Genomic DNA, 20,692 nt, shown 5'->3' with positions numbered 1-20,692 from the left:
GATGAAAAATAATAGTCGGTTATAAAAACTGTTATAGGAAAAAAACCCTTTTCTGTTCCTGCAACGCATTTATAACCCGGCTTAGAATTGCGCTGAATCAATTTTATTGCGGAGTTCTGCATGTTCGATCTCGATGCATTCCACCTGGCGCGGATCCAGTTCGCCTTCACCGTGTCATTTCATATTATCTTCCCCGCCATCACCATCGGGTTAGCCAGCTACCTGGCCGTGCTGGAAGGCTTATGGTTAAAAACCCAAAATCCGACCTGGCGCTCGCTTTACCACTTCTGGTCGAAAATCTTCGCCGTCAACTTTGGTATGGGCGTGGTTTCCGGACTGGTGATGGCCTGGCAGTTCGGAACAAACTGGAGCAGATTCTCCGGGTTCGCCGGGAGCATTACCGGCCCTCTGCTGACCTATGAAGTCCTGAGCGCCTTCTTCCTTGAAGCCGGATTCCTCGGGGTGATGTTGTTTGGCTGGAATCGTGTCGGCCCCGGCCTTCACTTCTTTGCCACCTGTATGGTGGCGCTGGGGACGATTATCTCCACGTTCTGGATCCTCGCCTCCAATAGCTGGATGCAAACGCCGCAGGGGTTTGAGATCGTCAACGGCCAGGTGGTGCCGGTGGACTGGTTCGCGGTTATTTTTAATCCATCGTTCCCTTACCGTCTGCTGCATATGTCGCTGGCGGCCTTTCTCAGCAGCGCGCTATTCGTCGGCGCCTCAGCGGCATGGCACCTGTTGCGCGGCAACAATACCCCCGCCGTTCGCGCGATGTTCTCCATGGCGCTATGGATGACGCTGATTGTCGCCCCTATTCAGGCAACGATCGGCGATATGCACGGGCTGAATACGCTCAAGTACCAGCCCGCCAAGATCGCCGCCATTGAAGGCCACTGGGAGAATATCCCCGGAGAACCCACCCCGCTGCTGCTATTCGGCTGGCCGGATATGCAACGGGAACGTACTCGCTATGGTCTGGAAATTCCTGCCCTCGGTAGCCTGATTCTCACCCATAGTCTGGATAAACAGGTTCCCGCGCTGAAGGCGTTCGCCCCGCAAGATCGTCCTGATTCCACCATCGTTTTCTGGTCTTTCCGCCTGATGGCCGGGCTCGGCATGCTGATGCTCCTGCTCGGCGCGCTGGGCCTGTGGCTGCGTTATCGCGGTCGACTGTATCATTGCCGCCCCTTTTTACGCTTTGCGCTGTGGATGGGCCCCTCGGGGCTGATTGCCATCCTTGCGGGCTGGGTCACGACAGAAGTGGGTCGTCAGCCCTGGGTCGTTTACGGCGTACTGCGTACCGCTGATGCCGTTTCCGCGCACGGTACCCTGCATATGTCGATCAGTCTGTTGACCTTTATTGTGGTCTATAGCGCGGTATTCGGTATCGGCTATAGCTACATGCTACGTCTGATTCGTAAAGGACCACAGGAAGCGCAGCCAGCGACCTCAGGCACGCCAGCACGCCCACTCTCTGCCGCAATGGACGATTTTAAATCTAAGGAGTCTCGTTAAATGGGTATCGACTTATCCGTCATTTGGTTTGTCATTATCGTTTTCGCCATCCTGATGTATATCGTGATGGATGGCTTCGATCTGGGCATTGGCATGTTATTCAGCGTCACGCGGGATGTCGCCGATCGTGACGTCATGGTGAATAGCGTCGCCCCGGTCTGGGACGGCAACGAAACCTGGCTGGTGCTTGGCGGTGCTGGCCTGTTTGGCGCGTTTCCGTTGGCCTACGCGGTGATTATTGATGCCCTCACGATCCCACTCACTCTGATGCTGATCGGCCTTATTTTTCGCGGCGTCGCTTTTGAATTTCGTTTTAACGCTACCCCATCACACCGCCCGTTTTGGGATATCGCCTTTATGGGGGGCTCGATTCTCGCGACGTTCACCCAGGGAATGGTGGTTGGCGCGGTAATCAACGGCTTCGCGGTAAGCGACCGCCATTTTAGCGGCGAAATGTTTGACTGGCTCACGCCGTTTACTCTGTTCTGCGGTTTGGGGTTGTGTATTGCCTATGCACTGCTGGGCGCCAGTTGGCTGGTGATGAAAAGCGAAAATTCGCTACACAGAAATATGCGAGTCATCGCACGCGGTTTGCTGCTGGCTCTGCTGATCGTTATTGCCGGCATCAGCATCTGGACTCCGTTAACCCAACCGGCCATTGCCGAACGCTGGTTCAGTTTGCCTGACATCTTCTTCCTGCTACCGGTACCGTTGCTGGTCGCGTCCCTAAGCGCCTGGTTATGGCGCACGCTGCATAACAGCACCAGCCACCTGCTGCCTTTTGTCCTCACGCTGGGACTGATCTTTCTCGGTTTTGGCGGTCTGGGCATCAGTATATGGCCGCATATTATTCCACCGGGCATTACTCTCTGGCAGGCTGCCGCGCCCCCGCAAAGTCAGGGTTTTATGCTGGTCGGCGCGTTGCTTATTTTGCCGGTAATCCTCGGCTACACCTTCTGGAGTTACTACGTATTTCGCGGCAAAGTTCAACATGAAGAGGGATACCACTGATGCAACAATTATGGCTCAAGAGAATATTATGGATGCTCGCCCTGTGGGGAGCCAGCGTACTCGCGCTGGCGGCAATAAGTCTGGGATTCAGGCTATTAATGACCGCGGCAGGACTAAAGGCCTAAGACACCCTGCGGCAATGAAACTGATTGCCGTATCTCCATCTTGTCTCCATTTTTATTTGCTGAAATCGCTAAGCACATAAAAATAAAGGATGTCGTGATGAAAAAGATTTTTTTGTTATCCGCAGTGATGACGCTTGGGCTGTCGTCGTTCGTTTTTGCAGCAGATAACCCGCCCCCGCCGCCAGAAAAAACTTCCGCGACGCAGCACAATAACGATCGCCAGCAGAAAGCGCATCAGCACGACGGCAGGCAAGCGGCGAAAGGCAAGAAGCATGACGGTAAACACCAGCCGAAAGGTGTGCGCAAGGATGGCAAACAGCCGCCAAAAGGTGAGCATAAAGACGGTAAGCAGAACAATAAGCCGTTACCGCCGAAAAACTAAATTGCCCCTCCGCCCGATAGCGAACCTGTCGGGCTTTTTTTCGCCCTCTGTCAGGCGACGCTGACAAAGGATTTTCCCTTCTTTGATAACCGCAGAAATAAGCTCAACAAATCCCTGGCATAGTGAGCCACAGTTAGCGACAGAACGGAAAAAAGTATGTTTAAGAGATACATCGCGACGTTACTGCTAATGTGTGCGCTGTTTTCCGGGCACGTGCTGGCCCGCAAACAAGGGCACGATTTCTTCCCGATTCAAAGTCTCGAACAACAATTGCGACATGAAGCAGACAGCGATGAACTGCGCAGTCGGAGCGAGGAAGCCGCATCCGACCTGCGCGAACATCATCACTGGCAGAATGCACGGAAACCCAAAATGCATGACGACCGGTAGCAACTCTCGGCGCTCAGATGCCCTTACGTTTCGGCAGCGTTTTCAACAGATCATCCGGACTGACAGAAGCCACGATACTGCCAGGCAGCGGCATTTTCAGGATATGGTTTTTTATCTTGCCGATCACATGCATTTCGCAAGGACGGCAATCAAATTTCAGCGTGAGCACTTCATCGCCATGAATCAGCTGCATTGGCGTGGCTTTCCAGCTCTTAATAGAGCCTTTCGCCTGTTTTGGGCACAGATTAAAGGCAAAGCGCAGGCAGTGCTTAGTGATCATTACCGGCACGTCTCCCTTCTCTTCATGTGCTTCATAGGCGGCATCAATTAACTGCACGCCGTAACGCTGATAAAACTCGCGCGCCTTATGGTTATAAACGTTCGCCAGAAACGACAGATGGGTTTCCGGATAAACAGGCGGCGGTACGCAAACCGGTTTACGGCGGCCGCGCACTACTGCCCTGAGACGCGCATCGTCCAGTATTTCAGCCGTTTCACGGCGCAACTGGTTTAACAGGCTATTGGGTACGAACAGCGCCGGGAGCGTAATCTGTACATCACGCGCGTAGTAAATTGTCTGGCCTAACCTGGCCACGCCGTCACGTAAGCTGGCCCTCGCTTTCTCCGCCTGGGTCGCCTCGACAAACTCACCGTCCAGAGTATGCGTAACGCTCACCCCCTCTTCGCTGGTCATGGTCAGAACCAGTTGTTCCTGCCATCCGCTTAGTTCGATATCTACTGCGATTCGACGCTCGCTGGACGTTTTCAACAGCGCCTGCTGCCAGTTATGATCGAGGTTACGGTTTAACGGCTGATGCGGTCGCGCTTTATATAAATCGGCAGGCATTTCGTTTGGCCAGACGCGATAACGGTTTTCGCCGGTTTTTTCTACCGTGTTGGCGCGAAAGCCGACAATTTCACGTTTAATCATTACGTTAAGCCCGTCACCGTTGGCCAGCGCTTCGCTCACTTCAACATCAAGAAAATCTTTGCCGACTTTCAGAACCTCCCCCACCGGCAGGCCAATAAACTTCGGCGAGTCAAACGCGCCAATGTCGCCCTTGCGCGCATGAACAAAATAGTCGGTGCTGCCGCGATGAAAAGTTTTATCCGTGGATGGGACAAAGAAATGTTCGGTCCGGCCCGCAGAGGAACGGGCAAGGTCGCCGCGATCGTCGATGATCGCGTCGAGCATCTGGCGATAATGCGCGGTGATATTCTTCACGTAGCTCATATCCTTATACCGGCCTTCGATCTTAAACGAGCGTACGCCCGCATCAATCAGCGCGGCCAGGTTGGCGGTCTGATCGTTATCTTTCATCGACAGCAGGTGTTTTTCGTAGGCCACCACGCGCCCCTGTTCGTCTTTCAGGGTATAAGGGAGACGACAAGCCTGGGAGCAGTCGCCGCGATTGGCGCTGCGGCCGGTCTGCGCGTGAGAAATATTGCACTGCCCGGAATAGGCCACGCATAAAGCGCCATGAATAAAGAATTCAATGGTCGCATCGGTGTTATCGTAAATCGCTTTGATCTGCTGCAGATTCAGCTCACGCGCCAGAACGATCTGGCTGAAACCGACATCGGAGAGGAATTTTGCTTTCTCAACGCTGCGAATGTCGCACTGGGTGCTGGCATGCAGCTCAATTGGCGGAATGTCCAGCTCCATGACCCCCATATCCTGGACAATCAGCGCATCCACGCCGGTTTCATACAGGTCAGTAATCAGGCGCCGGGCGGGTTCCAGTTCATCATCATGCAGAATGGTATTCAGGGTCACAAACACTTTGGCGCCGTAGCGATGGGCAAACGGTACCAGATTTGCGATATCGCTCAGGCTGTTGCTGGCATTGTGGCGCGCGCCAAATCCCGGTCCGCCGATATAGACCGCGTCCGCGCCGTGCAAAATCGCTTCACGGGCAATCCCGGCATCGCGGGCAGGACTCAGTAGTTCAAGATGATGGTTTTGCAGGCGCATACGTTCGTCATTATCCATTATAGGGGGCGAAATGGCGGCTATTGTAGTCAGAACGCCACGCAGACCAAAATGTTTTCCGCTACCGCCGCAGCGGGAATTTTTACTTTTCAGCAACGCATTGAAGAAAAATGTGTTTCTCTGGAAAAATGTCCGCGGATACCGTTATCACGTATTGCGGATTTTCCACGTCATGGTGTGATTATTGTCTTAGTCATTTGCCTGGCCGCGGCTTTTGTTTTCTTTCGGATAATGAATCAGCGAATGGAAATGGGCTGTCTGCACGCCGTTATTGCGATAGGCATGGGCGACATCACCGGCGAAACGTCGCCCTTCGCCGGGCCGTAGCGACTGCCATTCCCCCTGCAAACAGAGTTCCAGTTCACCGCTAATCACCACCACATGCTCGATAACGCCTTTCTCATGGGGTGCGGATTCGCTCAGCGCGCCGGGAGCCAGCGTAACGGATAAATGATCGAATCGCAGCACCGGATCCCAGGGAAAAATGGGCGTCACCACCATGGCCTGCTGCTGGGGATCAAACACCGTCGGCCCGGCGGCGTTATCGGCAACGATAAAGGCAGAAAACGGCACGTTGAGGCCGGTGGCGATTTTCCACAGCGTGGCAACCGTCGGGCTGGATTCGTTACGTTCAATCTGGCCAAGCATCGCTTTCGATACGCTGGTTTCTTCCGCCAGTCGCGACAGGCTCCAGCCACGCTGTTGACGTAGTGTTTTTAACGTTGTCGACAGATGTTGCGCAATATTCATTCCACCTCCCGTTATATCTGAAGGAATTATACGCATATTCAATGGATTCCACAGAACGTTTAGCGTTAAACGCGATTGCGCACCGTGTCAGCCTGACGCAATAGCGCAGGAGCGGGCATCTATACATAAAATATTTTAGATATTATAAGGCGTTACAACAATTGCGCGTGATAACGCTATTTCATCCGTTGTTTCCGGCAAAAAGCCATGGAAACGCAGGATTGAGCTAAACGCTAAACGCGCGTCTTCATTCAGGTCATGATCGATCACCGCATCCAATTTTTCAGCCGCCAGCAGCCTACGGTTCTCCTCATCCAGATCGTGGCCAATAAAGACGTTTATGTCTCGTTTCATCGCTGAAAAAGCCTGCAAAATCGCGCTATTTCCCCCGCCCACGCTGTAAACAGACCGGATTGAATGGTCCTGTTCCAGCGCCTTGCACATCTGCGTAAAAGTCAGTGAATCTATACCATATCCTTCACTAACTGCGATGGTTTTCAAATACGGAGTCCGTTGATTTAGCGCCTCAACGAAGCCTGCCATACGCTGTTCTTCTCCGCGAAAATCAGTACTGCTGATCACGACCGCGACCGTCTGCTCCTCCTTCTGAAGCCACCGCGACAGGAGCCATGCAGCTGTTCGCCCCGCCCCGGCATTGTCCATACCCACATAGCGGATACGCCTGCTGTACGGCAGGTCAGTGACCAGCGTGACCACCGGCACCTTGAGCGCCGCCAGTTCCGCAATAGTGCCCTCAAGCAACGGATTGTCGCTGGCTTTTAACAATACGCCGTAACTGTCATTGCCGCAGCGACGCAGCTCGTGTTGCAACTCCTCAGGCGTGACCTCTTCAAAAATGTGGCAGCGTAGCGTCAGCCGGAAAGGCGCAAAGTTTTTAATTTGGCCGAGCAGCGCCGCCACCGTTAATGAGCTGAAGCGTTCCGGCGCATGCATTACCAGGTCGATCGGCAACGTGCGGCCGCTTGCAAGGCTGACGCGCTGTTGTAATTCCAAATCGCGGATGGCCTGAGCAACGCGACGAGCAGTACGCGGACTCACACTGCCGCGCTGGTGCAACGCTCTGTCTACCGTGGCTTTACTGACGCCAGACTGAGCCGCGATTTGTTTAATGGAGAATGACCTTGCCATAAATTGAGGTCTTTTTGAGGTTATGTAGACGTATTGTTAATCGAATGTAATTGCTAAGGTCAGAGTAAGCAAGCGGATAAACCTGACTCTACTCAATAAGAAAGGACAACATATGAATCTCAGTGAAAGCGGTAGTTTTAACAATAAAGTGTTCGTCGTTACCGGCGGAACCCAGGGATTAGGCGCAGCTGTTGCCCATCTGCTGGTAAAGCGTGGGGCGCGGGGTATTGTGATTTGCGGGCGTAACGCAAAAGCCGGCCGCGAACAGGCCAAAACCCTCAGCCACACCGGGTGTGAAGTGATATTTGTTGAAGCGGATATCAGTTCGCCAGAAGCCTGCGGAAAAGTGGTTGACGCAGCAGAATCGGCGTTTGGCACACTGCACGGACTGGTGAACTGTGCAGGTATGTCCGACCGCGGCACCATCCTTGACACTTCTCCGGAATTATTTGACGCAATTATGGCAGTCAACATTCGCGCGCCTTTTTTTCTGATGCAGGCGGCGATCAAACTGATGATTGCCAGAGGCGTAGAAGGCAGCATCGTCAATATCATCACCATGACTTCCCACGGCGGCCAGAGCTTTCTGAGCGCATACGCTGCATCAAAAGGCGCACTGGTCACGCTAACCAAAAACGTGGCCTTCAGCGCCATGCGCAATCGTATCAGGGTAAACGGCCTGAACATTGGCTGGATGGACACGCCGCATGAGCACGACATTCAACGGCAATATCATGGTGCTGAGGAAAACTGGCTGAGTAGCGCTGAGCAGGCACAACCTTTTGGCCGTCTGCTGAAGCCCGCGGAGGTTGCGCGTGGCGTCGCGTTTCTCCTGTCCGGGGAGTCGGGAATGATGACCGGTGCGGTGATCGATTTTGATCAAAGTGTGGTGGGTTGTGGGGACAATGGTGGCTTTCAGCCATCGCATGCTCTGACTCTGTGAGGTAAAAAATGAAGACTCTCTATATTGATGATAGCCATATTTCTCTCGATCAGTTCGCAACGCTATGCGCGCAAAGGTTGCGTAAAGAAGACTTCCCGCTGGCGCGTTCCGCCGATAAAAATGTCCTGTTCTATCATCATGATGATCTGATGGCAGCAGCCAAAACAGATCGTCAAACCCTGCTGGGTGAACTGCATCATGCATTGTCTGGCGGACCAGGCGTGTTCGTGGTTCAGGGCTTATACAGCGATGTCTCCGCCATAGATAGCAGCAATAAAGTGTTTGAGGATATTCTCGCCAGTGAAGCGGCAAACGGCTGCGGCGGCGACCATTTTGCCAAAGCTGGCAGCAATGGCCGTATCTGGAATGCGCTGCAAAAAGTCGCGGAGCGTGATGCCAGTGTCTTCGTCGAATACTACAGTAATCCTTTGCTGGCACTGATTTGCGAAGCGTGGGTCGGCCCCGGCTATGAAATTACGGCTCAGGTGAATCAGGTCCGTCCGGGCGGCAAAGCACAACAGCCGCATCGGGATTATCATCTTGGTTTTCAGCCTAATGAGGTCGTCGCCTGCTTCCCGCTGCCGCTGCAGATTCTGTCACAATACCTGACGCTTCAGGGGGCGGTCGCGCACAGCGATATGCCGATAGAATCAGGGCCGACGCAACTTTTACCGTGGTCGCAGCAATATGCAGCGGGATATCTGGCCTGGCGCGATTCGCGTTTTATAGAATTTTTCCAGCACCATGCCATTCAGTTGCCACTGAAAAAAGGCGACGGGCTGTTCTTCAATCCGGCGCTGTTTCATGCCGCGGGAAATAACGTCACACAGGATCATGTGCGCACGGCTAATTTGCTGCAGGTCTCATCCGCCTTTGGCAAAACAATGGAAAAAGTTAATCACGTCAAAGTAATGGAGGCGATTTACCCCACTCTGCTAAGTAAGCCATTGAGCGATGAGCAGTTACTGGCAATTGTGGCAGCAAGCGGTGAAGGCTATTCCTTCCCGACGAATCTTGATACCGATCCGCCGCTAAATGGACTTGTGCCAGAAACTCAACAGCATCTGTTGCTTGCGGCATTAAAACAGGGTTGTTCGCCTGAAGAGTTTATCCGGCTACTGGCAAATCACGAGAACAAGAGAAAAGCATAGCTATATGTATGTGAGCATGGCATAGCTCACTGACATGGAGGGTGTCATGCCGATGGAACCAGGCGTCGCTTTATTGCTTTAATGTCTGCTGTTCGCTCGGAGTAGATATTCGCAGCGGTCAGTTAAGTGCCAGGGACGGACGTTTCTAATGTCAATCCGTATTAATCAACGTTGGAGTGGCTGATAGTTGTTATGTAGTTCATTTTAATTATAGACATTCATGCCATATGCCTTAAAAATCGTAAACCTATAACCTGCAAACTCAGGCAGAAAATAAAAGATGAGAGAAAAACTGGACTTCATGCTGTTAGCGCTTGAATACTCACGTCAGGCATTGCCCGAATGCAAACCAAATCCACCGGTAGGATGCGTGATCGTCCATAAGGGTAATGTGGTTTCCAAAGGTTTCACACAATCTCCAGGCTATCACCACGCAGAGATTGACGCTATTTCAAAACTTGCGTTTCCTATTGGTGAATGTGAAATTTTTGTCACGCTTGAACCCTGTTCGTATCAAGGCAGAACTCCATCTTGTGCTTTAACACTTGCTGAATTGCAGCCGCGGCATATCTATGTAGCTATGGAAGACCCGCATCCTAGAAACAGGGGAGAAGGACTCAAAATTTTAAAAACTGCAGGAATCAGCTTAACCCTGGGGCTCGGAAGACAAGAAGTAGAAAATTTTCTGTCACCTTATTTAGTCAAGTAATCTTAGGCAGCGTAGGAAAAATGTCTTCCTGACCCGTAAGCGTATACTCTGGATCACCTAATAGCGTAATTTTCAGGGGATGAAAGTCTCTATCTCGCTTATAGCACCCTCCCTCTTCGGTCAGCCTCGTGCCATCAGGCGACGTTAATAAGTTTATTGTACGCTATAACGTACAATGTTAAAGTGCAACGACCGTTATAACGCACAAGGTGTTATCATGCGCGCTTTCTCTCTTCCTTTCCCGACGCTACTCGCCGGCTTTGTCGCCGTACTGGTAGGCTACGCCAGTTCCGCCGCCATTATCTGGCAGGCCGCCGCCGCTGCGGGCGCGGATGCTACGCAAATCGCCGGCTGGATGACGGCGTTAGGTCTCGGGATGGGCGTCAGCACGCTGGCGTTAACGTTATGGCGCAAGGCGCCTGTTCTCACCGCCTGGTCAACGCCAGGCGCTGCGCTACTGGTCAGCGGCCTGCAAGGTGTCACCCTGGCACAGGCGGTAGGTGTCTTTATTTTTGCCAACGTCTTAATCGTGCTTTGCGGTCTCACCGGTATATTCGCGCGGTTGATGAAAATCATTCCCCATTCGCTGGCGGCGGCTATGCTGGCAGGCATTCTGCTGCGTTTCGGTATGCAGGCTTTCGCCGCTCTGCAGAGCAATCTGCTGCTGTGCGGCAGTATGTTAGCCGCATGGCTGCTGTGTAAAGCCTGGTTTCCCCGCTTTGCCGTAGTGGCCGCCCTGCTGGTCGGCGGCATGGTTGCCGGATTAAACGGAGAGGTGACGGCGTCACAAATAGACTTTGATTTTGTCGCGCCTGCGTATATTGCCCCTGTTTTTTCCCCGACGCTGCTGCTCAGCGTCGGTTTGCCCTTTTTCCTTGTCACGATGGCTTCGCAAAACGCTCCCGGCTTCGCCACCCTTCAGGCCTCCGGCTACCGCGTTCCCGCCTCACCGTTAATCGTTGCGACCGGGGGGATGGCGCTGCTGCTGTCGCCGTTTGGCGTCTACTCCATCTGTATCGCGGCAATTACCGCCGCCATTTGCCAAAGCCCGGAAGCCCACCCGGAACCACAAAAGCGCTGGCTTGCGGCTGCGGCGGCTGGCGTTTTTTATCTTCTGGCGGGAATTTTCGGCGGTTCGATCACCGCTCTGATGTCGGCGTTACCCATCGCCTGGATACAGATGCTTGCCGGGCTGGCGCTCCTCAGTACCATTGGCGGCAGTCTGTTTCAGGCGCTGAATCATGAGAATGAGCGTGATGCGGCAGTAATCACGTTTCTGATCACCGCCAGCGGCGTCACGCTGGCAGGTATTGGTTCCGCATTCTGGGGGCTGGTGCTGGGCGGCGTCAGCTATACTCTGCTGTCAACGCTGCGCCGCGCGTAGCTGTGATGGCGTCAGACCCGTGGCGCTCTTGACCCGGTTGCTAAAGTGGCTGGCGGAACTAAAACCACAGGCGATGGCGATATCGGTTAACGGCAACGAGCTATGACAAATCAGCGCCTGCGCTTTAACCATCCGGCGCTGCATCACGTACTGATGTGGGGCCATTTTCATCGATTGACGAAACATGCGCGCGAAATGGTACTCGCTCAGCGCCGCTTCCTGGGCGAGGGAGGCCAGCGTTAGCGGCTGGTCCAGATTCTCTTCAATCAACGCCACAATATTACGCAATACGTGGGGCGCCAGCCCGCCGGTGACCGTCGGTAAACGCCACTGGACGTTCGCGTAATGCTGGATCAGGTGCGTCAGCAACAACGTGCTGGCAGAACTGAGCGTGAGCTGGTTCGCTTTCTGTTGCCAGTCGTTACTCAGGAGAAACTGGCGATAAACAGCAGTGATCCTGTCATCGCTGGCAAAGGTTTTCACCTGCAATGTCAACGATGCCGGGCTACGGTCCCAGATCTGTTCACCAATTCGACGCAAATGTTCATCGGTACAGTACAAATGCACAAACGACAGATCGCCGCGAATATCCCAGGTGCTCTCATCGCCTTTCGGCATCAGACAGAAACGATCCGGCCCGCCGCCGTTTTTCCAGCCGTGAGGTGTTTTTTGATAGCTTTCATAGCCATCGGCAATATACAAACTCAGCGTGTGATGACCGCTTTGTACCGTTATGGTATCGAGATTGTTATACCAGGCTGCCAGCTGAATACCTGAGTTAAGCTTCACCGTCTCCCGCAGTACGGCATTCTTTCGCCGCAATGTTTCGAAAGTCTCGTAAACCATAGCCTTCACATTGTCGATTTCGCAGATATCCAGTCTATGAAGAGCCGCCGACAGATACCAGTATTCACTGCCGGTAAAGCAAAATATGCGCAAGATTTTGCAAGTCGGCAACAAGCCGATGACAGCGCCCCTCTCTCCGCCAGCGCAAAATAGTCGCGACCACACTCACAGGAGAGACATTGTGAACGCTTTACTCTATGGCTTAGTTGTCGTCATCTGGGGGACGACCTGGATCGCGATTTTTTTACAGCAGGGCCCGGTTGCCGCGCCGGTGTCCATTTTCTGGCGTTTTGCCGTCGCCAGCGCCGCAATGTTGACCATTCTGCGGGTCACCCGTCGTCTGGGATCGTTGAGCAGACGCGACCATTTTTTCTGCCTGCTGCAGGGTTGTTGCGTGTTTTGCTTCAATTTCTGGTGCTTCTATACCGCGGCCGCGTATATCAATACCGGTCTGGAATCGGTGATCTTTTCCATGGCGGTGCTGTTTAACGCGATTAACAGCTTTCTTTTTTTCCGCCAGCCGCCTCCGGGTCGCTTCTGGCTGGCGGCCGCACTGGGCCTCGCGGGGATCGTCACGCTATTCTGGGATGATTTATGGGCCAGCGGCCTCAATGCATCGATCCTGTTGGGTATCGCCCTGAGCGCGGCAGGAACCTACGGGTTTTCTTTGGGAAATATGCTCAGTATTCGCCACCAGCGCCATGGCCTGGACACATTAAGTACCAATAGCTGGGCGATGCTCTATGGTACGCTGGTGATGGGGGCGATTGCCCTGGTGCGCGGCGATGATTTTTCGCCTCAGTGGACGCTGAGCTATATGGGCGCGCTGCTGTATCTGGCGTTGTTCGGTTCGGTTATCGCTTTCGCCGCCTACTTCACCTTGCTGGGGAGAATCGGGGCGAGCAAAGCCGCTTACAGTACCCTGCTGTTCCCGCTGGTAGCGCTGTCGATTTCCACAATTTATGAAGGATATGTCTGGCATCACAATGCCGTGATTGGGCTGGTGCTGATACTGGTCGGAAATCTGGTGATGTTCGCCCGTCCTGAACAGTGGCATTTGCGGCGTAAACCCGCCTGATTCACTTTCGCTGGATAACATACCAGAGAGAGTGTTCGGCATTGCTGCCGGGTGGCGGCTAACGCCTGACCCGGCCTGCAAATCCTGTGATATCAATATATTATTTGATATCCACCTGGTAAAAAATATGTTTGCCAAAAGGATCGATTTCGTAGCCGGAAACGTTTTTACGTACCGGTTCAAAAATCGTCGAATGGGCAATCATCACCGCCGGCATCTGGTCGTGCATCATCTGCTGGGCCTGAATATATAGCGCTTCACGTTTTTGGCGATCGGTTATCGATTTTGCCTCAGCGATGATCTTATCAAATGGCTGATAGCACCATTTTGCCGAGTTAGATCCCCCGTTTGCCGACTGACAGGTAAATAACGGACCGAAGAAGTTATCCGGATCGCCGGTGGCGGTGGTCCAGCCCATCAGCGCCGCCTGATGCTCGCCATCTTTTACCCGCTTCAGGTATTCCCCCCACTCATAGGTGGTGATTTTGGTCTGCACGCCAATTTTCGCCCAGTCGGCCTGTATCATCTCAGCCATACGTTTGGCATTTGGGTTATAGGGCCGCTGCACCGGCATCGCCCACAGGTCGATGGTAATCGGGCCGGTCACGCCTGATTCCTGCAGCAAAGCTTTGGCCTTCTGCGGATCGTAATCATAATCCTTCAGGGTACTGTCCGCGCTCCACACTCCCGGGGGCAGTAAATTTTTTGCCACCGTGCCCGTACCGTGGAATATGGCGTCGATAATGGCCGGTTTATTAATGGCCATCGCTAAGGCCTGGCGGACCTTAACGTTATCGAGCGGCGCTTTTTGGGTATTGAAGGCCAGGAAACCGGTATTGAGGCCCGCTTTGCTCATCAGATTAATGTCTTTATTCGCCTTCATTCGCGGCAAATCCGCCGGGTTCGGGAACGGCATCACCTGACACTCATTTTTTTCCAGTTTGGCATAGCGCACTGAAGCATCCGGGGTGATGCTGAAAATCAGACGGTCAATATGCGCTTTCCCCTGCCAGTATTCCGGGAACGCGGTGAAAAGAATGCGGGAGTCCTTTTGATATTGCGCGAGTTTAAAAGGCCCGGTACCAATCGGATCCATATCCACGCGTTCCGGCGTCCCGGCTTTGAGCATCGCATCCGCATATTCCGCCGATAAAATAGAGGCGAAATACCAGGCCAGGTCCGCCACAAACGGCGCTTCCGGATGCGCTAAAGTAAACCGCACCGTATATTCATCCGGTTTATCAATATGGGTAATAAGCTGCCCAAATTCGAGGCTTTCGAAATTAGAATAGTTCCCATTGGAAACATTATGATAGGGATTGTGCGGATCTTTTTGCCGCATAAATGAGAAGATAACATCATCAGCATTAAAATCACGGGTCGGTTTAAAATATTTATTACTCTGGAATTTCACCCCTTTGCGCAAATGGAAAGTATAGACTTTGCCATCGTCGCTGACCTCCCAGCTTTCCGCCAGGCTTGGCTGCAATTCAGTGGTCCCGGCTTTAAAATCGACCAGCCGGTTATAAACCGGCACCGCGCTGGCGTCTACGCTGGTCCCGGAGGTGTAGAGCTGTGGGTTAAAGTTTTCCGGCGATCCTTCGGAACAGTAGACCAGCGTTTTTGCGCTAACCGCAGAACTGGCAGTCAGAACCGCGAATGCCAGAGCAAGCCTGATAAATTTGCGTTGCATATGCTTTCCTTTTTAATTTGTCAGCGAATGAATCGCTTGTTGTTTTCCCTTCCATACATAACACTAAAGCATGATTGCAAACACCTAATAACACGAATAAAGAAGGAATCACTATGTCATCAGCGTTAGCCAGTCAATTAACCCGACGCTTCTTTCGCTACCTGGCAATCAGCAGTCAGAGCGATCCGCGCGCCACCACACTCCCGACCACGGACGGGCAGCACGCAATGGCGCAGGCCCTTGCCGATGAGTTGCGGCAACTGGGGCTGGATGAGATCGTAATTGACGAACACGCGACCGTTACAGCGGTAAAAAGAGGTAACGTTCCAGGCGCGCCGCGGATTGGCTTTATTACCCATATCGATACCGTGGACGTCGGCCTGTCAGCGGATATTCATCCACAAATTCTGCGTTTTACAGGAGACGATCTCTGTCTGAACGCTGACAAAGACATCTGGCTGCGGGTGGCTGAACACCCGGAAATCCTCGCGTATCGCGATGAAGAGATTATTTTTAGCGATGGCACCAGCGTGCTCGGCGCCGATAACAAATCTGCGGTGACGGTAGTGATGACGGTACTGGAAAACCTGACGGCGGAACATCGTCATGGCGATATCGTCGTCGCGTTTGTACCGGATGAAGAAGTTGGCCTGCGCGGCGCGAAAGCGCTGGATCTCTCGCGCTTTGCCGTCGATTTTGCCTGGACTATCGACTGCTGCGAGCTGGGTGAAATCGTCTATGAAAACTTTAATGCCGCGGCGGCAGAGATCCGCTTTACCGGCGTCACGGCGCACCCGATGTCGTCAAAAGGCGTGCTGGTCAACCCGCTGCTGATGGCCACTGACTACATAAGCCATTTTGATCGCCTGCAAACGCCGGAACATACCGCCGGTCGGGAAGGCTACGTCTGGTTTAACGGCGTCAAGGGAGACCAGAATAGCACCTTGCTGCAGGCCAGTATTCGCGATTTCGACCTCGAAGGCTTTCAGCGCCGTAAACAACAGATTGGCGAGGTGGCGCAAAAAATCGCTGCGCAGTATCCCACCGGTAAAGTCGAATTTCAGGTCAGCGATACCTATAGCAATATCAGCAATGCAATCGGCGAGGACCGGCGGGCCATTGATTTAATGTTCGAGGCGATGGAAAGCCTGGGAATTACGCCGAAACCCACGCCGATGCGCGGCGGCACCGATGGCGCAGCACTCTCGGCAAAGGGCGTGTTAACGCCAAACTTCTTTACCGGCGCACACAATTTCCACTCAAAATTTGAATTTTTGCCGCTGCGCGCCTTTGAAGCCTCTTATCAGACCGCGTTTCAGCTCTGCCTGTTGGCGGCCCGTTAAGCGGGTTTGCGCGCCAGCATGGTAGCGAAACGCAGTTTGATCCGGTTGCCGTTGGCGTCGGTGCGGTGCAGTTCACCGACGTCTTCGTTGTACTTGAGTCGTGCCCAGTCCGCATAGTAATGACGCAGTTCTTCCGGTTTAAAAGTGAACGGAAAGTCGACGGTACACGGATAATCCTCGCTATCCATCGCCGCTACAATCAGGTTATAGCCGCCAGGCCTGGTGCAGCGCTGCATATTGGCAATAAGGCCAGGGATAGTCTTCGCGTCAAGGAACATCATCACCACGGTGGAGAGAATAAAGTCATACTGGCCGTCAAAACTCAGCGTATTAAGGTCCTTAATCGACGTTTCCAGCCTTTCCAGTCCTTCCGCCTGACGAATGCTTTCAAGATTCCCGATACTCGCCGGGTTTTTATCCCACGCGGTTACCTCAAAACCGTTGGCCGCCAGATACAGACTATTGCGCCCGTTACCGCAGCCCAGATCCAGCGCCTTGCCTGGCGCAATCAGCGTCGCGGCATACACCACTTCTGAGTGCGTGCGTGTCAGCCCGTATTTATCGGTGAAGTAATTTTCATCACGAAGCGTCATGATTAATCCTTATTTTTGTGTGCAACATGAACCCACAGCGGGCAGAAGGCGCTGGCATAACGGTGAGCGTAATCACGCCCTGAACCAGCGCCAAATAACCTGGCGGTCACTCCCGTCTCGCGTCGGATTCTGGCTTTAAACTTAAGTTGCATTTTAAAAGAACCTTAAAAAACGCGCTACGGTGTTTTTTGCTATGTTTATGTTATGCGTAAGTAGTGAGATAGACAGATGCGTAAATATCGTCTCAGCGACAACGTTCGCCCGTTTCACTATCATATAGACGGGATCAAACATAGCGTGAATTTACGGCAAATTGTCGCCTTGCGTGATTTCGCCTACGTGAAAAGCGGGAGCGAAGGCGGCTGGCTGGACGATGAAGCCGCGCTGAGCCAGAACGGCGCGTGCTGGGTTTATGATACCAATAGCGCCATTTTCGCCGGCGCGAGGATTAAAGGCGATGCGCGCTTAACCGGCGAGTGCATAATCAGCCATGGCGCGATTATCAGCGATAGCGTTCACCTGGATAATGTCTGCGTCAGTCATCATGCGCAGATAAGTGACAACGTCACTGTTGCGTGTTCGCAGATCCGCGGTGCATGTCAGGTGGCGGACAATGCGCAGATCCTCCCCCATTCTCTGATTATCGCCGCCCAGGGGTTAACCGCGGATCATGATAAAATCCTGCGTATCCATCAACAGGCTATCGTGAGTGCATCGCAAATTGTTCATCAGGCGCAGATATACGGTAACGCCTTTGTGGAATACGCGTTTATTGAGCACCGGGCGGAAATCTTCGACCACGCACGCCTGGAAGGCAATGCAGAAAACACTATCTGGGTCTGTGATAACGCCAGAGTATACGGTAACGCGCGAATTATCGCCGGGCACGAAGAGGACGCCATTCCAACCCTGCGCTACAGTTCGCAGGTGGCAGAACACGCGATCGTGGAAGGAAACTGCCTGCTAAAGCATCGGGTGACGGTCGGTGGACATGCGCAGCTACGCGGCGGGCCGATTCTGCTTGACGACAACGTGCGGGTCGAAGGCCATGCGGTTATCTGTGGCGATGTGGTGATTGAGCATCAGGTGACCATCTGCGATGACGTGCGGATAACGGCGGCCCCCGGCGCTGCCATTCATCTTCGCGGCGCGAAAGTGATTAACGGCGACGAGCATGTTACCCGCACACCCATAGTGGGTTTCCTGTAGCCTCGGCGCCCACTGACGCGCCTGTCCAGCGGGCGCCTGAGCGCCCCTTTAGGTTATTGCCGCGAAAAATCAATAATTCGCCCGTAGATGTTCTGGTCATCATACGATCCATTAAGGAATTCAGCCTGCTTCAGACACCCTTCAAGGCTGAAACCGTTGCGTAGCGCCACCTGATTGCTCCTGAGGTTCGATACCCGGCATTTAATCACAAAGCGCCGGACCGTACCGTTACGGGCAAAATAGTCCATAAACGCCTGCAACGCCTGAGAAAGCAGCCCCTGCCCCTGGTGGCGTTCATCAATCCAGTACCCGATATATGCGGCCTTATTGATCGGTTCAATCTGGTTAAACGACAGCACGCCGATTATCTTCTCATCCAGAAAGAGTAAAAACATTTTGGCATAGCCACGCTGGTGCAGCATCATGTTGCTCTGCACATGGCGGCGGGTTTCGTCTTCGTGACTGACATCCGCGGGCCAGTTTAATGACTGCTGAAGCCAAACCCGGTTTTTAATCACCAGTTGGTGCAGTTCCGTCACGTAACGCTCATCAACCGCGCGCAGGAAAAGCGATTCAGTGACAGGAATTTGTTCTATCGCAGGGGTATTTTCATCAGGCATAGCACACTCCGGGCAAAAAAAGAAACGCCCACAAAGTCACCTCTGCGGGCAGAACAGCAATTACTTCATCACCCGGTCATCAACATAGTTGCGTTTATCCGGCGCTGGCGGGAAATACTGATACAGCCAGGTTTCGCTGATCGCATCCCCCTGGCAACGCAGGAACATACGCATCTCAACCGGGTCGGTCGAATCTGAGGTTGGATACCAGTCAAACTGGATGCGATAGCCATCGAATGGTTCAACATAGAGAATTTCTATTTGTTTTGCTTCGCCGCTGGACAAGGTAATCACCGGTTCAATCCCTTTAGGCGCGGCAGCTTTCAGATCGCCGCCGATAAAATCGATGGCAAAACGGCGCGCCCATTTATCCGGATAATGTTCACCCGGCGCCCAGCCTTCCGGGAAGCCGCCCATTCCGGTACGCGTCGCCATGACCCGCGCCAGCGGTGAGCGGACCGGCGGCTGCGCGCTCCAGTAAAGGCGATAGCGGAAATCCAGCGCATCCCCGGCTTTTACCGGTTTCGCTGGCTGCCAGAAGCAGACGATATTATCCAGCGTTTCACCGGTCGTCGGGATCTCCATCAGGCTGACCGCCCCTTTCCCCCACTGATTACGCGGTTCGACCCACAGGCTCGGACGCTTGTTATACCAGCCCATAACATCCTGATAGTGAGAGAAGTCGCGATCCATCTGCAACAGCCCAAAACCCCGCGGGTTCTTGTCCTGGAAAGCGTTAAACTGCAGTTTTTGTGGGTTATTGAGCGGGCGGCAAATCCATTCGCCGTTCCCCAGCCACATCGACAGCCGGTCGGAATCGTGGATCTGTGGATGAATAGTGTCGCACACCCGCCGCTCGTTGGTGCCACAGCTGAACATACTGGTCATCGGCGCAATACCCAGCTGTTTGATATCTTTGCGCGCATAGATATGGTTCTCCACATCCATGATCACCTGTGTTTCCTGGCAGTTGACAACAAATTTATAGGCGCCGGTCACGCTTGGGCTGTCGAGCAACGCATAGACGGTAAATACGGTTGCGCCCGGCTTAACGGTCTCGAACCAGAAGGAGGTGAAGTCCGGGAACTCTTCCGGCGTATCGCTGAAGGTATCGATAGCCAGACCGCGCGCAGAGAGCCCGTATTGATACGTACTGTCCACCGCGCGGAAGTAGCTGGCGCCAAGAAAGGAGACAATATCGCGACGCGCCAGCTCCGGCGCCTTAAAGACGCGGAATCCGGCAAAACCGAGATCGCTCTGGCCTTCCAGTTGGCGGGTATCAACACCGGCATCGTTGTATTTAAACAATTCAGGACGAAAGTGGATTTCCCGTGCCTGCTGCGTTTGCGCATCCAGGGAGAACATCCGTACCCGACGGCGAAAGCCCATACCCACATGGAAAAACTGGATGTCCAGCTTGCGTTCGTCAATGTTATTCCACAGGGAGTGCGCCGCGTCATACTGAATGCTGTTGTAGGCCTGCGGCGTCAGGTTTGCCAGCGTCGGCGGCAGCGCGCGAGGTGCGCCGCCCCAGGGTTGACGGGCAAGATCGTGGGCCATCGACTGTAGCACCGCGTAGTCAAAGCGACGCGTCTGTCCGTCGGCAATTGCCGAATCTTCGGCAAATGCGGCTTTCGTAAATAGAGAGGCTACTCCTGACGTTCCGCATACAGCGGCAACAGCCATGGAAGATTTGAGAAAACGTCTGCGGTTCATGCCTGAGAAAGCATCCTTCTTCATATGTGAATTGAGACGCGACGTAACAAACCCATGCGTCGTGAATGTCGCTCACTCTAGACAAAAAC

General features: G+C 53.4%; 20 protein-coding genes. 12 read left to right on the top strand and 8 right to left on the bottom strand.

Translation table 11 applies throughout. The features are described from left to right. Positions 1-120 precede the first annotated feature (120 nt). The 5 genes from FN037_RS07575 to FN037_RS07555 all read left to right on the top strand — a co-directional run bounded on the left by FN037_RS07575 (position 121) and on the right by FN037_RS07555 (position 3,426). A complete protein-coding gene (locus FN037_RS07575; protein ID WP_142501908.1) occupies positions 121-1,518 on the top strand; it encodes a cytochrome ubiquinol oxidase subunit I in 1,398 nt (465 codons plus the stop codon). Next, a complete protein-coding gene (gene cydB / locus FN037_RS07570) occupies positions 1,519-2,529 on the top strand; it encodes a cytochrome d ubiquinol oxidase subunit II (RefSeq protein WP_142501907.1) in 1,011 nt (336 codons plus the stop codon). Next, a complete protein-coding gene (locus FN037_RS07565; RefSeq protein WP_138362224.1) occupies positions 2,529-2,654 on the top strand; it encodes a DUF2474 domain-containing protein in 126 nt (41 codons plus the stop codon). Before cydB ends, FN037_RS07565 begins: the two co-directional genes overlap by 1 nt. 97 nt (positions 2,655-2,751) lie before the next feature. Further along, positions 2,752-3,036 (top strand): hypothetical protein, encoded by a 285-nt coding sequence (locus tag FN037_RS07560; protein WP_138362223.1) that lies wholly within the window; start codon positions 2,752-2,754, stop codon positions 3,034-3,036. A gap of 156 nt (positions 3,037-3,192) precedes the next feature. Further along, the gene (locus tag FN037_RS07555; protein ID WP_138362222.1) at positions 3,193-3,426 is read left to right on the top strand and encodes a DUF2554 family protein; all 234 of its coding nucleotides are present in this window, start codon (positions 3,193-3,195) and stop codon (positions 3,424-3,426) included. A 13-nt stretch (positions 3,427-3,439) separates the two neighbouring features. On the opposite strand, the gene FN037_RS07550 is transcribed toward FN037_RS07555, so the two are convergent. From FN037_RS07550 to FN037_RS07540, 3 genes are all read right to left on the bottom strand, one after another. Beyond that, entirely contained in the window at positions 3,440-5,401 is a 1,962-nt protein-coding gene (locus FN037_RS07550) for a peptidase U32 family protein (protein ID WP_142501906.1), read from the bottom strand. 207 nt (positions 5,402-5,608) lie between these two features. After that, a complete protein-coding gene (locus FN037_RS07545) occupies positions 5,609-6,169 on the bottom strand; it encodes a helix-turn-helix domain-containing protein (RefSeq protein ID WP_142501905.1) in 561 nt (186 codons plus the stop codon). 135 nt (positions 6,170-6,304) lie between these two features. Beyond that, positions 6,305-7,318, bottom strand: coding sequence for a LacI family DNA-binding transcriptional regulator (locus tag FN037_RS07540; RefSeq protein ID WP_142501904.1), 1,014 nt, complete (start codon positions 7,316-7,318; stop codon positions 6,305-6,307). A gap of 112 nt (positions 7,319-7,430) precedes the next feature. Here FN037_RS07540 and FN037_RS07535 point away from each other — a divergent pair, with 112 nt between their 5' ends. From FN037_RS07535 to FN037_RS07520, 4 genes are all read left to right on the top strand, one after another. Next, positions 7,431-8,261 carry an SDR family oxidoreductase gene (locus tag FN037_RS07535; RefSeq protein ID WP_142501903.1) on the top strand — a complete coding sequence of 277 codons (831 nt, stop codon included), beginning with the start codon at positions 7,431-7,433 and terminating at the stop codon, positions 8,259-8,261. An 8-nt stretch (positions 8,262-8,269) separates the two neighbouring features. Next, positions 8,270-9,412, top strand: a complete 1,143-nt coding sequence (locus tag FN037_RS07530; protein WP_142501902.1) for a phytanoyl-CoA dioxygenase family protein — start codon at positions 8,270-8,272, stop codon at positions 9,410-9,412. Between the two features lie 280 nt (positions 9,413-9,692). Then, entirely contained in the window at positions 9,693-10,121 is a 429-nt protein-coding gene (locus FN037_RS07525; RefSeq protein WP_142501901.1) for a bifunctional diaminohydroxyphosphoribosylaminopyrimidine deaminase/5-amino-6-(5-phosphoribosylamino)uracil reductase RibD, read from the top strand. 217 nt (positions 10,122-10,338) lie between these two features. Next, positions 10,339-11,505 carry a benzoate/H(+) symporter BenE family transporter gene (locus FN037_RS07520; RefSeq protein WP_142501900.1) on the top strand — a complete coding sequence of 389 codons (1,167 nt, stop codon included), beginning with the start codon at positions 10,339-10,341 and terminating at the stop codon, positions 11,503-11,505. Here the strand turns inward: FN037_RS07520 and FN037_RS07515 are convergent. Further along, positions 11,485-12,351: a helix-turn-helix domain-containing protein gene (locus FN037_RS07515; protein ID WP_142501899.1), complete on the bottom strand. Its 867-nt coding sequence runs from the start codon at positions 12,349-12,351 to the stop codon at positions 11,485-11,487. The two genes, FN037_RS07520 and FN037_RS07515, sit on opposite strands and share 21 nt — an antisense overlap. 181 nt (positions 12,352-12,532) lie before the next feature. Here FN037_RS07515 and FN037_RS07510 point away from each other — a divergent pair, with 181 nt between their 5' ends. After that, positions 12,533-13,429, top strand: coding sequence for a DMT family transporter (locus tag FN037_RS07510; RefSeq protein ID WP_142501898.1), 897 nt, complete (start codon positions 12,533-12,535; stop codon positions 13,427-13,429). 100 nt (positions 13,430-13,529) lie between these two features. On the opposite strand, the gene FN037_RS07505 is transcribed toward FN037_RS07510, so the two are convergent. Beyond that, entirely contained in the window at positions 13,530-15,122 is a 1,593-nt protein-coding gene (locus tag FN037_RS07505; protein WP_142501897.1) for an ABC transporter substrate-binding protein, read from the bottom strand. 113 nt (positions 15,123-15,235) lie between these two features. On the opposite strand from FN037_RS07505, the gene pepT reads away from it, so the two are divergent. After that, positions 15,236-16,465 carry a peptidase T gene (gene pepT, locus FN037_RS07500; RefSeq protein ID WP_142501896.1) on the top strand — a complete coding sequence of 410 codons (1,230 nt, stop codon included), beginning with the start codon at positions 15,236-15,238 and terminating at the stop codon, positions 16,463-16,465. Here the strand turns inward: pepT and tehB are convergent. Then, entirely contained in the window at positions 16,462-17,058 is a 597-nt protein-coding gene (gene tehB, locus FN037_RS07495; RefSeq protein ID WP_138362213.1) for a tellurite resistance methyltransferase TehB, read from the bottom strand. The two genes, pepT and tehB, sit on opposite strands and share 4 nt — an antisense overlap. Before the next feature lie 228 nt (positions 17,059-17,286). Here tehB and ydcK point away from each other — a divergent pair, with 228 nt between their 5' ends. After that, positions 17,287-18,267 (top strand): YdcK family protein, encoded by a 981-nt coding sequence (gene ydcK / locus FN037_RS07490; RefSeq protein ID WP_142501895.1) that lies wholly within the window; start codon positions 17,287-17,289, stop codon positions 18,265-18,267. A gap of 53 nt (positions 18,268-18,320) precedes the next feature. Here the strand turns inward: ydcK and rimL are convergent, their stop codons facing one another. Both rimL and FN037_RS07480 read right to left on the bottom strand, forming a co-directional pair. Further along, positions 18,321-18,887: a 50S ribosomal protein L7/L12-serine acetyltransferase gene (rimL, locus tag FN037_RS07485; protein WP_138362211.1), complete on the bottom strand. Its 567-nt coding sequence runs from the start codon at positions 18,885-18,887 to the stop codon at positions 18,321-18,323. Between the two features lie 60 nt (positions 18,888-18,947). Then, positions 18,948-20,603, bottom strand: coding sequence for a glucan biosynthesis protein D (locus tag FN037_RS07480; protein ID WP_138362210.1), 1,656 nt, complete (start codon positions 20,601-20,603; stop codon positions 18,948-18,950). Positions 20,604-20,692: the final 89 nt, after the last annotated feature.

It is taken from the genome of Klebsiella sp. 2680 (genome assembly GCF_900198535.1).
In the GTDB taxonomy this organism is placed as follows: Bacteria; Pseudomonadota; Gammaproteobacteria; order Enterobacterales; family Enterobacteriaceae; genus Klebsiella; species Klebsiella indica.
This window is presented reverse-complemented; position numbering and strand designations above follow the sequence as displayed.

Excerpts from the sequence above, each read along its gene's own strand:
- FN037_RS07520 (WP_142501900.1), top strand. The coding sequence starts at position 10,339 with ATGCGCGCTTTCTCTCTTCCTTTCCCGACGCTACTCGCCGGCTTTGTC.
- FN037_RS07535 (WP_142501903.1), top strand. The coding sequence starts at position 7,431 with ATGAATCTCAGTGAAAGCGGTAGTTTTAACAATAAAGTGTTCGTCGTT.
- FN037_RS07525 (WP_142501901.1), top strand. The coding sequence starts at position 9,693 with ATGAGAGAAAAACTGGACTTCATGCTGTTAGCGCTTGAATACTCACGT.
- FN037_RS07505 (WP_142501897.1), bottom strand. The coding sequence starts at position 15,122 with ATGCAACGCAAATTTATCAGGCTTGCTCTGGCATTCGCGGTTCTGACT.
- FN037_RS07545 (WP_142501905.1), bottom strand. The coding sequence starts at position 6,169 with ATGAATATTGCGCAACATCTGTCGACAACGTTAAAAACACTACGTCAA.
- ydcK (WP_142501895.1), top strand. The coding sequence starts at position 17,287 with ATGCGTAAATATCGTCTCAGCGACAACGTTCGCCCGTTTCACTATCAT.
- FN037_RS07515 (WP_142501899.1), bottom strand. The coding sequence starts at position 12,351 with ATGGTTTACGAGACTTTCGAAACATTGCGGCGAAAGAATGCCGTACTG.
- FN037_RS07575 (WP_142501908.1), top strand. The coding sequence starts at position 121 with ATGTTCGATCTCGATGCATTCCACCTGGCGCGGATCCAGTTCGCCTTC.
- FN037_RS07540 (WP_142501904.1), bottom strand. The coding sequence starts at position 7,318 with ATGGCAAGGTCATTCTCCATTAAACAAATCGCGGCTCAGTCTGGCGTC.
- rimL (WP_138362211.1), bottom strand. The coding sequence starts at position 18,887 with ATGCCTGATGAAAATACCCCTGCGATAGAACAAATTCCTGTCACTGAA.
- FN037_RS07565 (WP_138362224.1), top strand. The coding sequence starts at position 2,529 with ATGCAACAATTATGGCTCAAGAGAATATTATGGATGCTCGCCCTGTGG.
- tehB (WP_138362213.1), bottom strand. The coding sequence starts at position 17,058 with ATGACGCTTCGTGATGAAAATTACTTCACCGATAAATACGGGCTGACA.
- cydB (WP_142501907.1), top strand. The coding sequence starts at position 1,519 with ATGGGTATCGACTTATCCGTCATTTGGTTTGTCATTATCGTTTTCGCC.
- FN037_RS07480 (WP_138362210.1), bottom strand. The coding sequence starts at position 20,603 with ATGAACCGCAGACGTTTTCTCAAATCTTCCATGGCTGTTGCCGCTGTA.
- FN037_RS07560 (WP_138362223.1), top strand. The coding sequence starts at position 2,752 with ATGAAAAAGATTTTTTTGTTATCCGCAGTGATGACGCTTGGGCTGTCG.
- FN037_RS07530 (WP_142501902.1), top strand. The coding sequence starts at position 8,270 with ATGAAGACTCTCTATATTGATGATAGCCATATTTCTCTCGATCAGTTC.
- FN037_RS07555 (WP_138362222.1), top strand. The coding sequence starts at position 3,193 with ATGTTTAAGAGATACATCGCGACGTTACTGCTAATGTGTGCGCTGTTT.
- pepT (WP_142501896.1), top strand. The coding sequence starts at position 15,236 with ATGTCATCAGCGTTAGCCAGTCAATTAACCCGACGCTTCTTTCGCTAC.
- FN037_RS07550 (WP_142501906.1), bottom strand. The coding sequence starts at position 5,401 with ATGCGCCTGCAAAACCATCATCTTGAACTACTGAGTCCTGCCCGCGAT.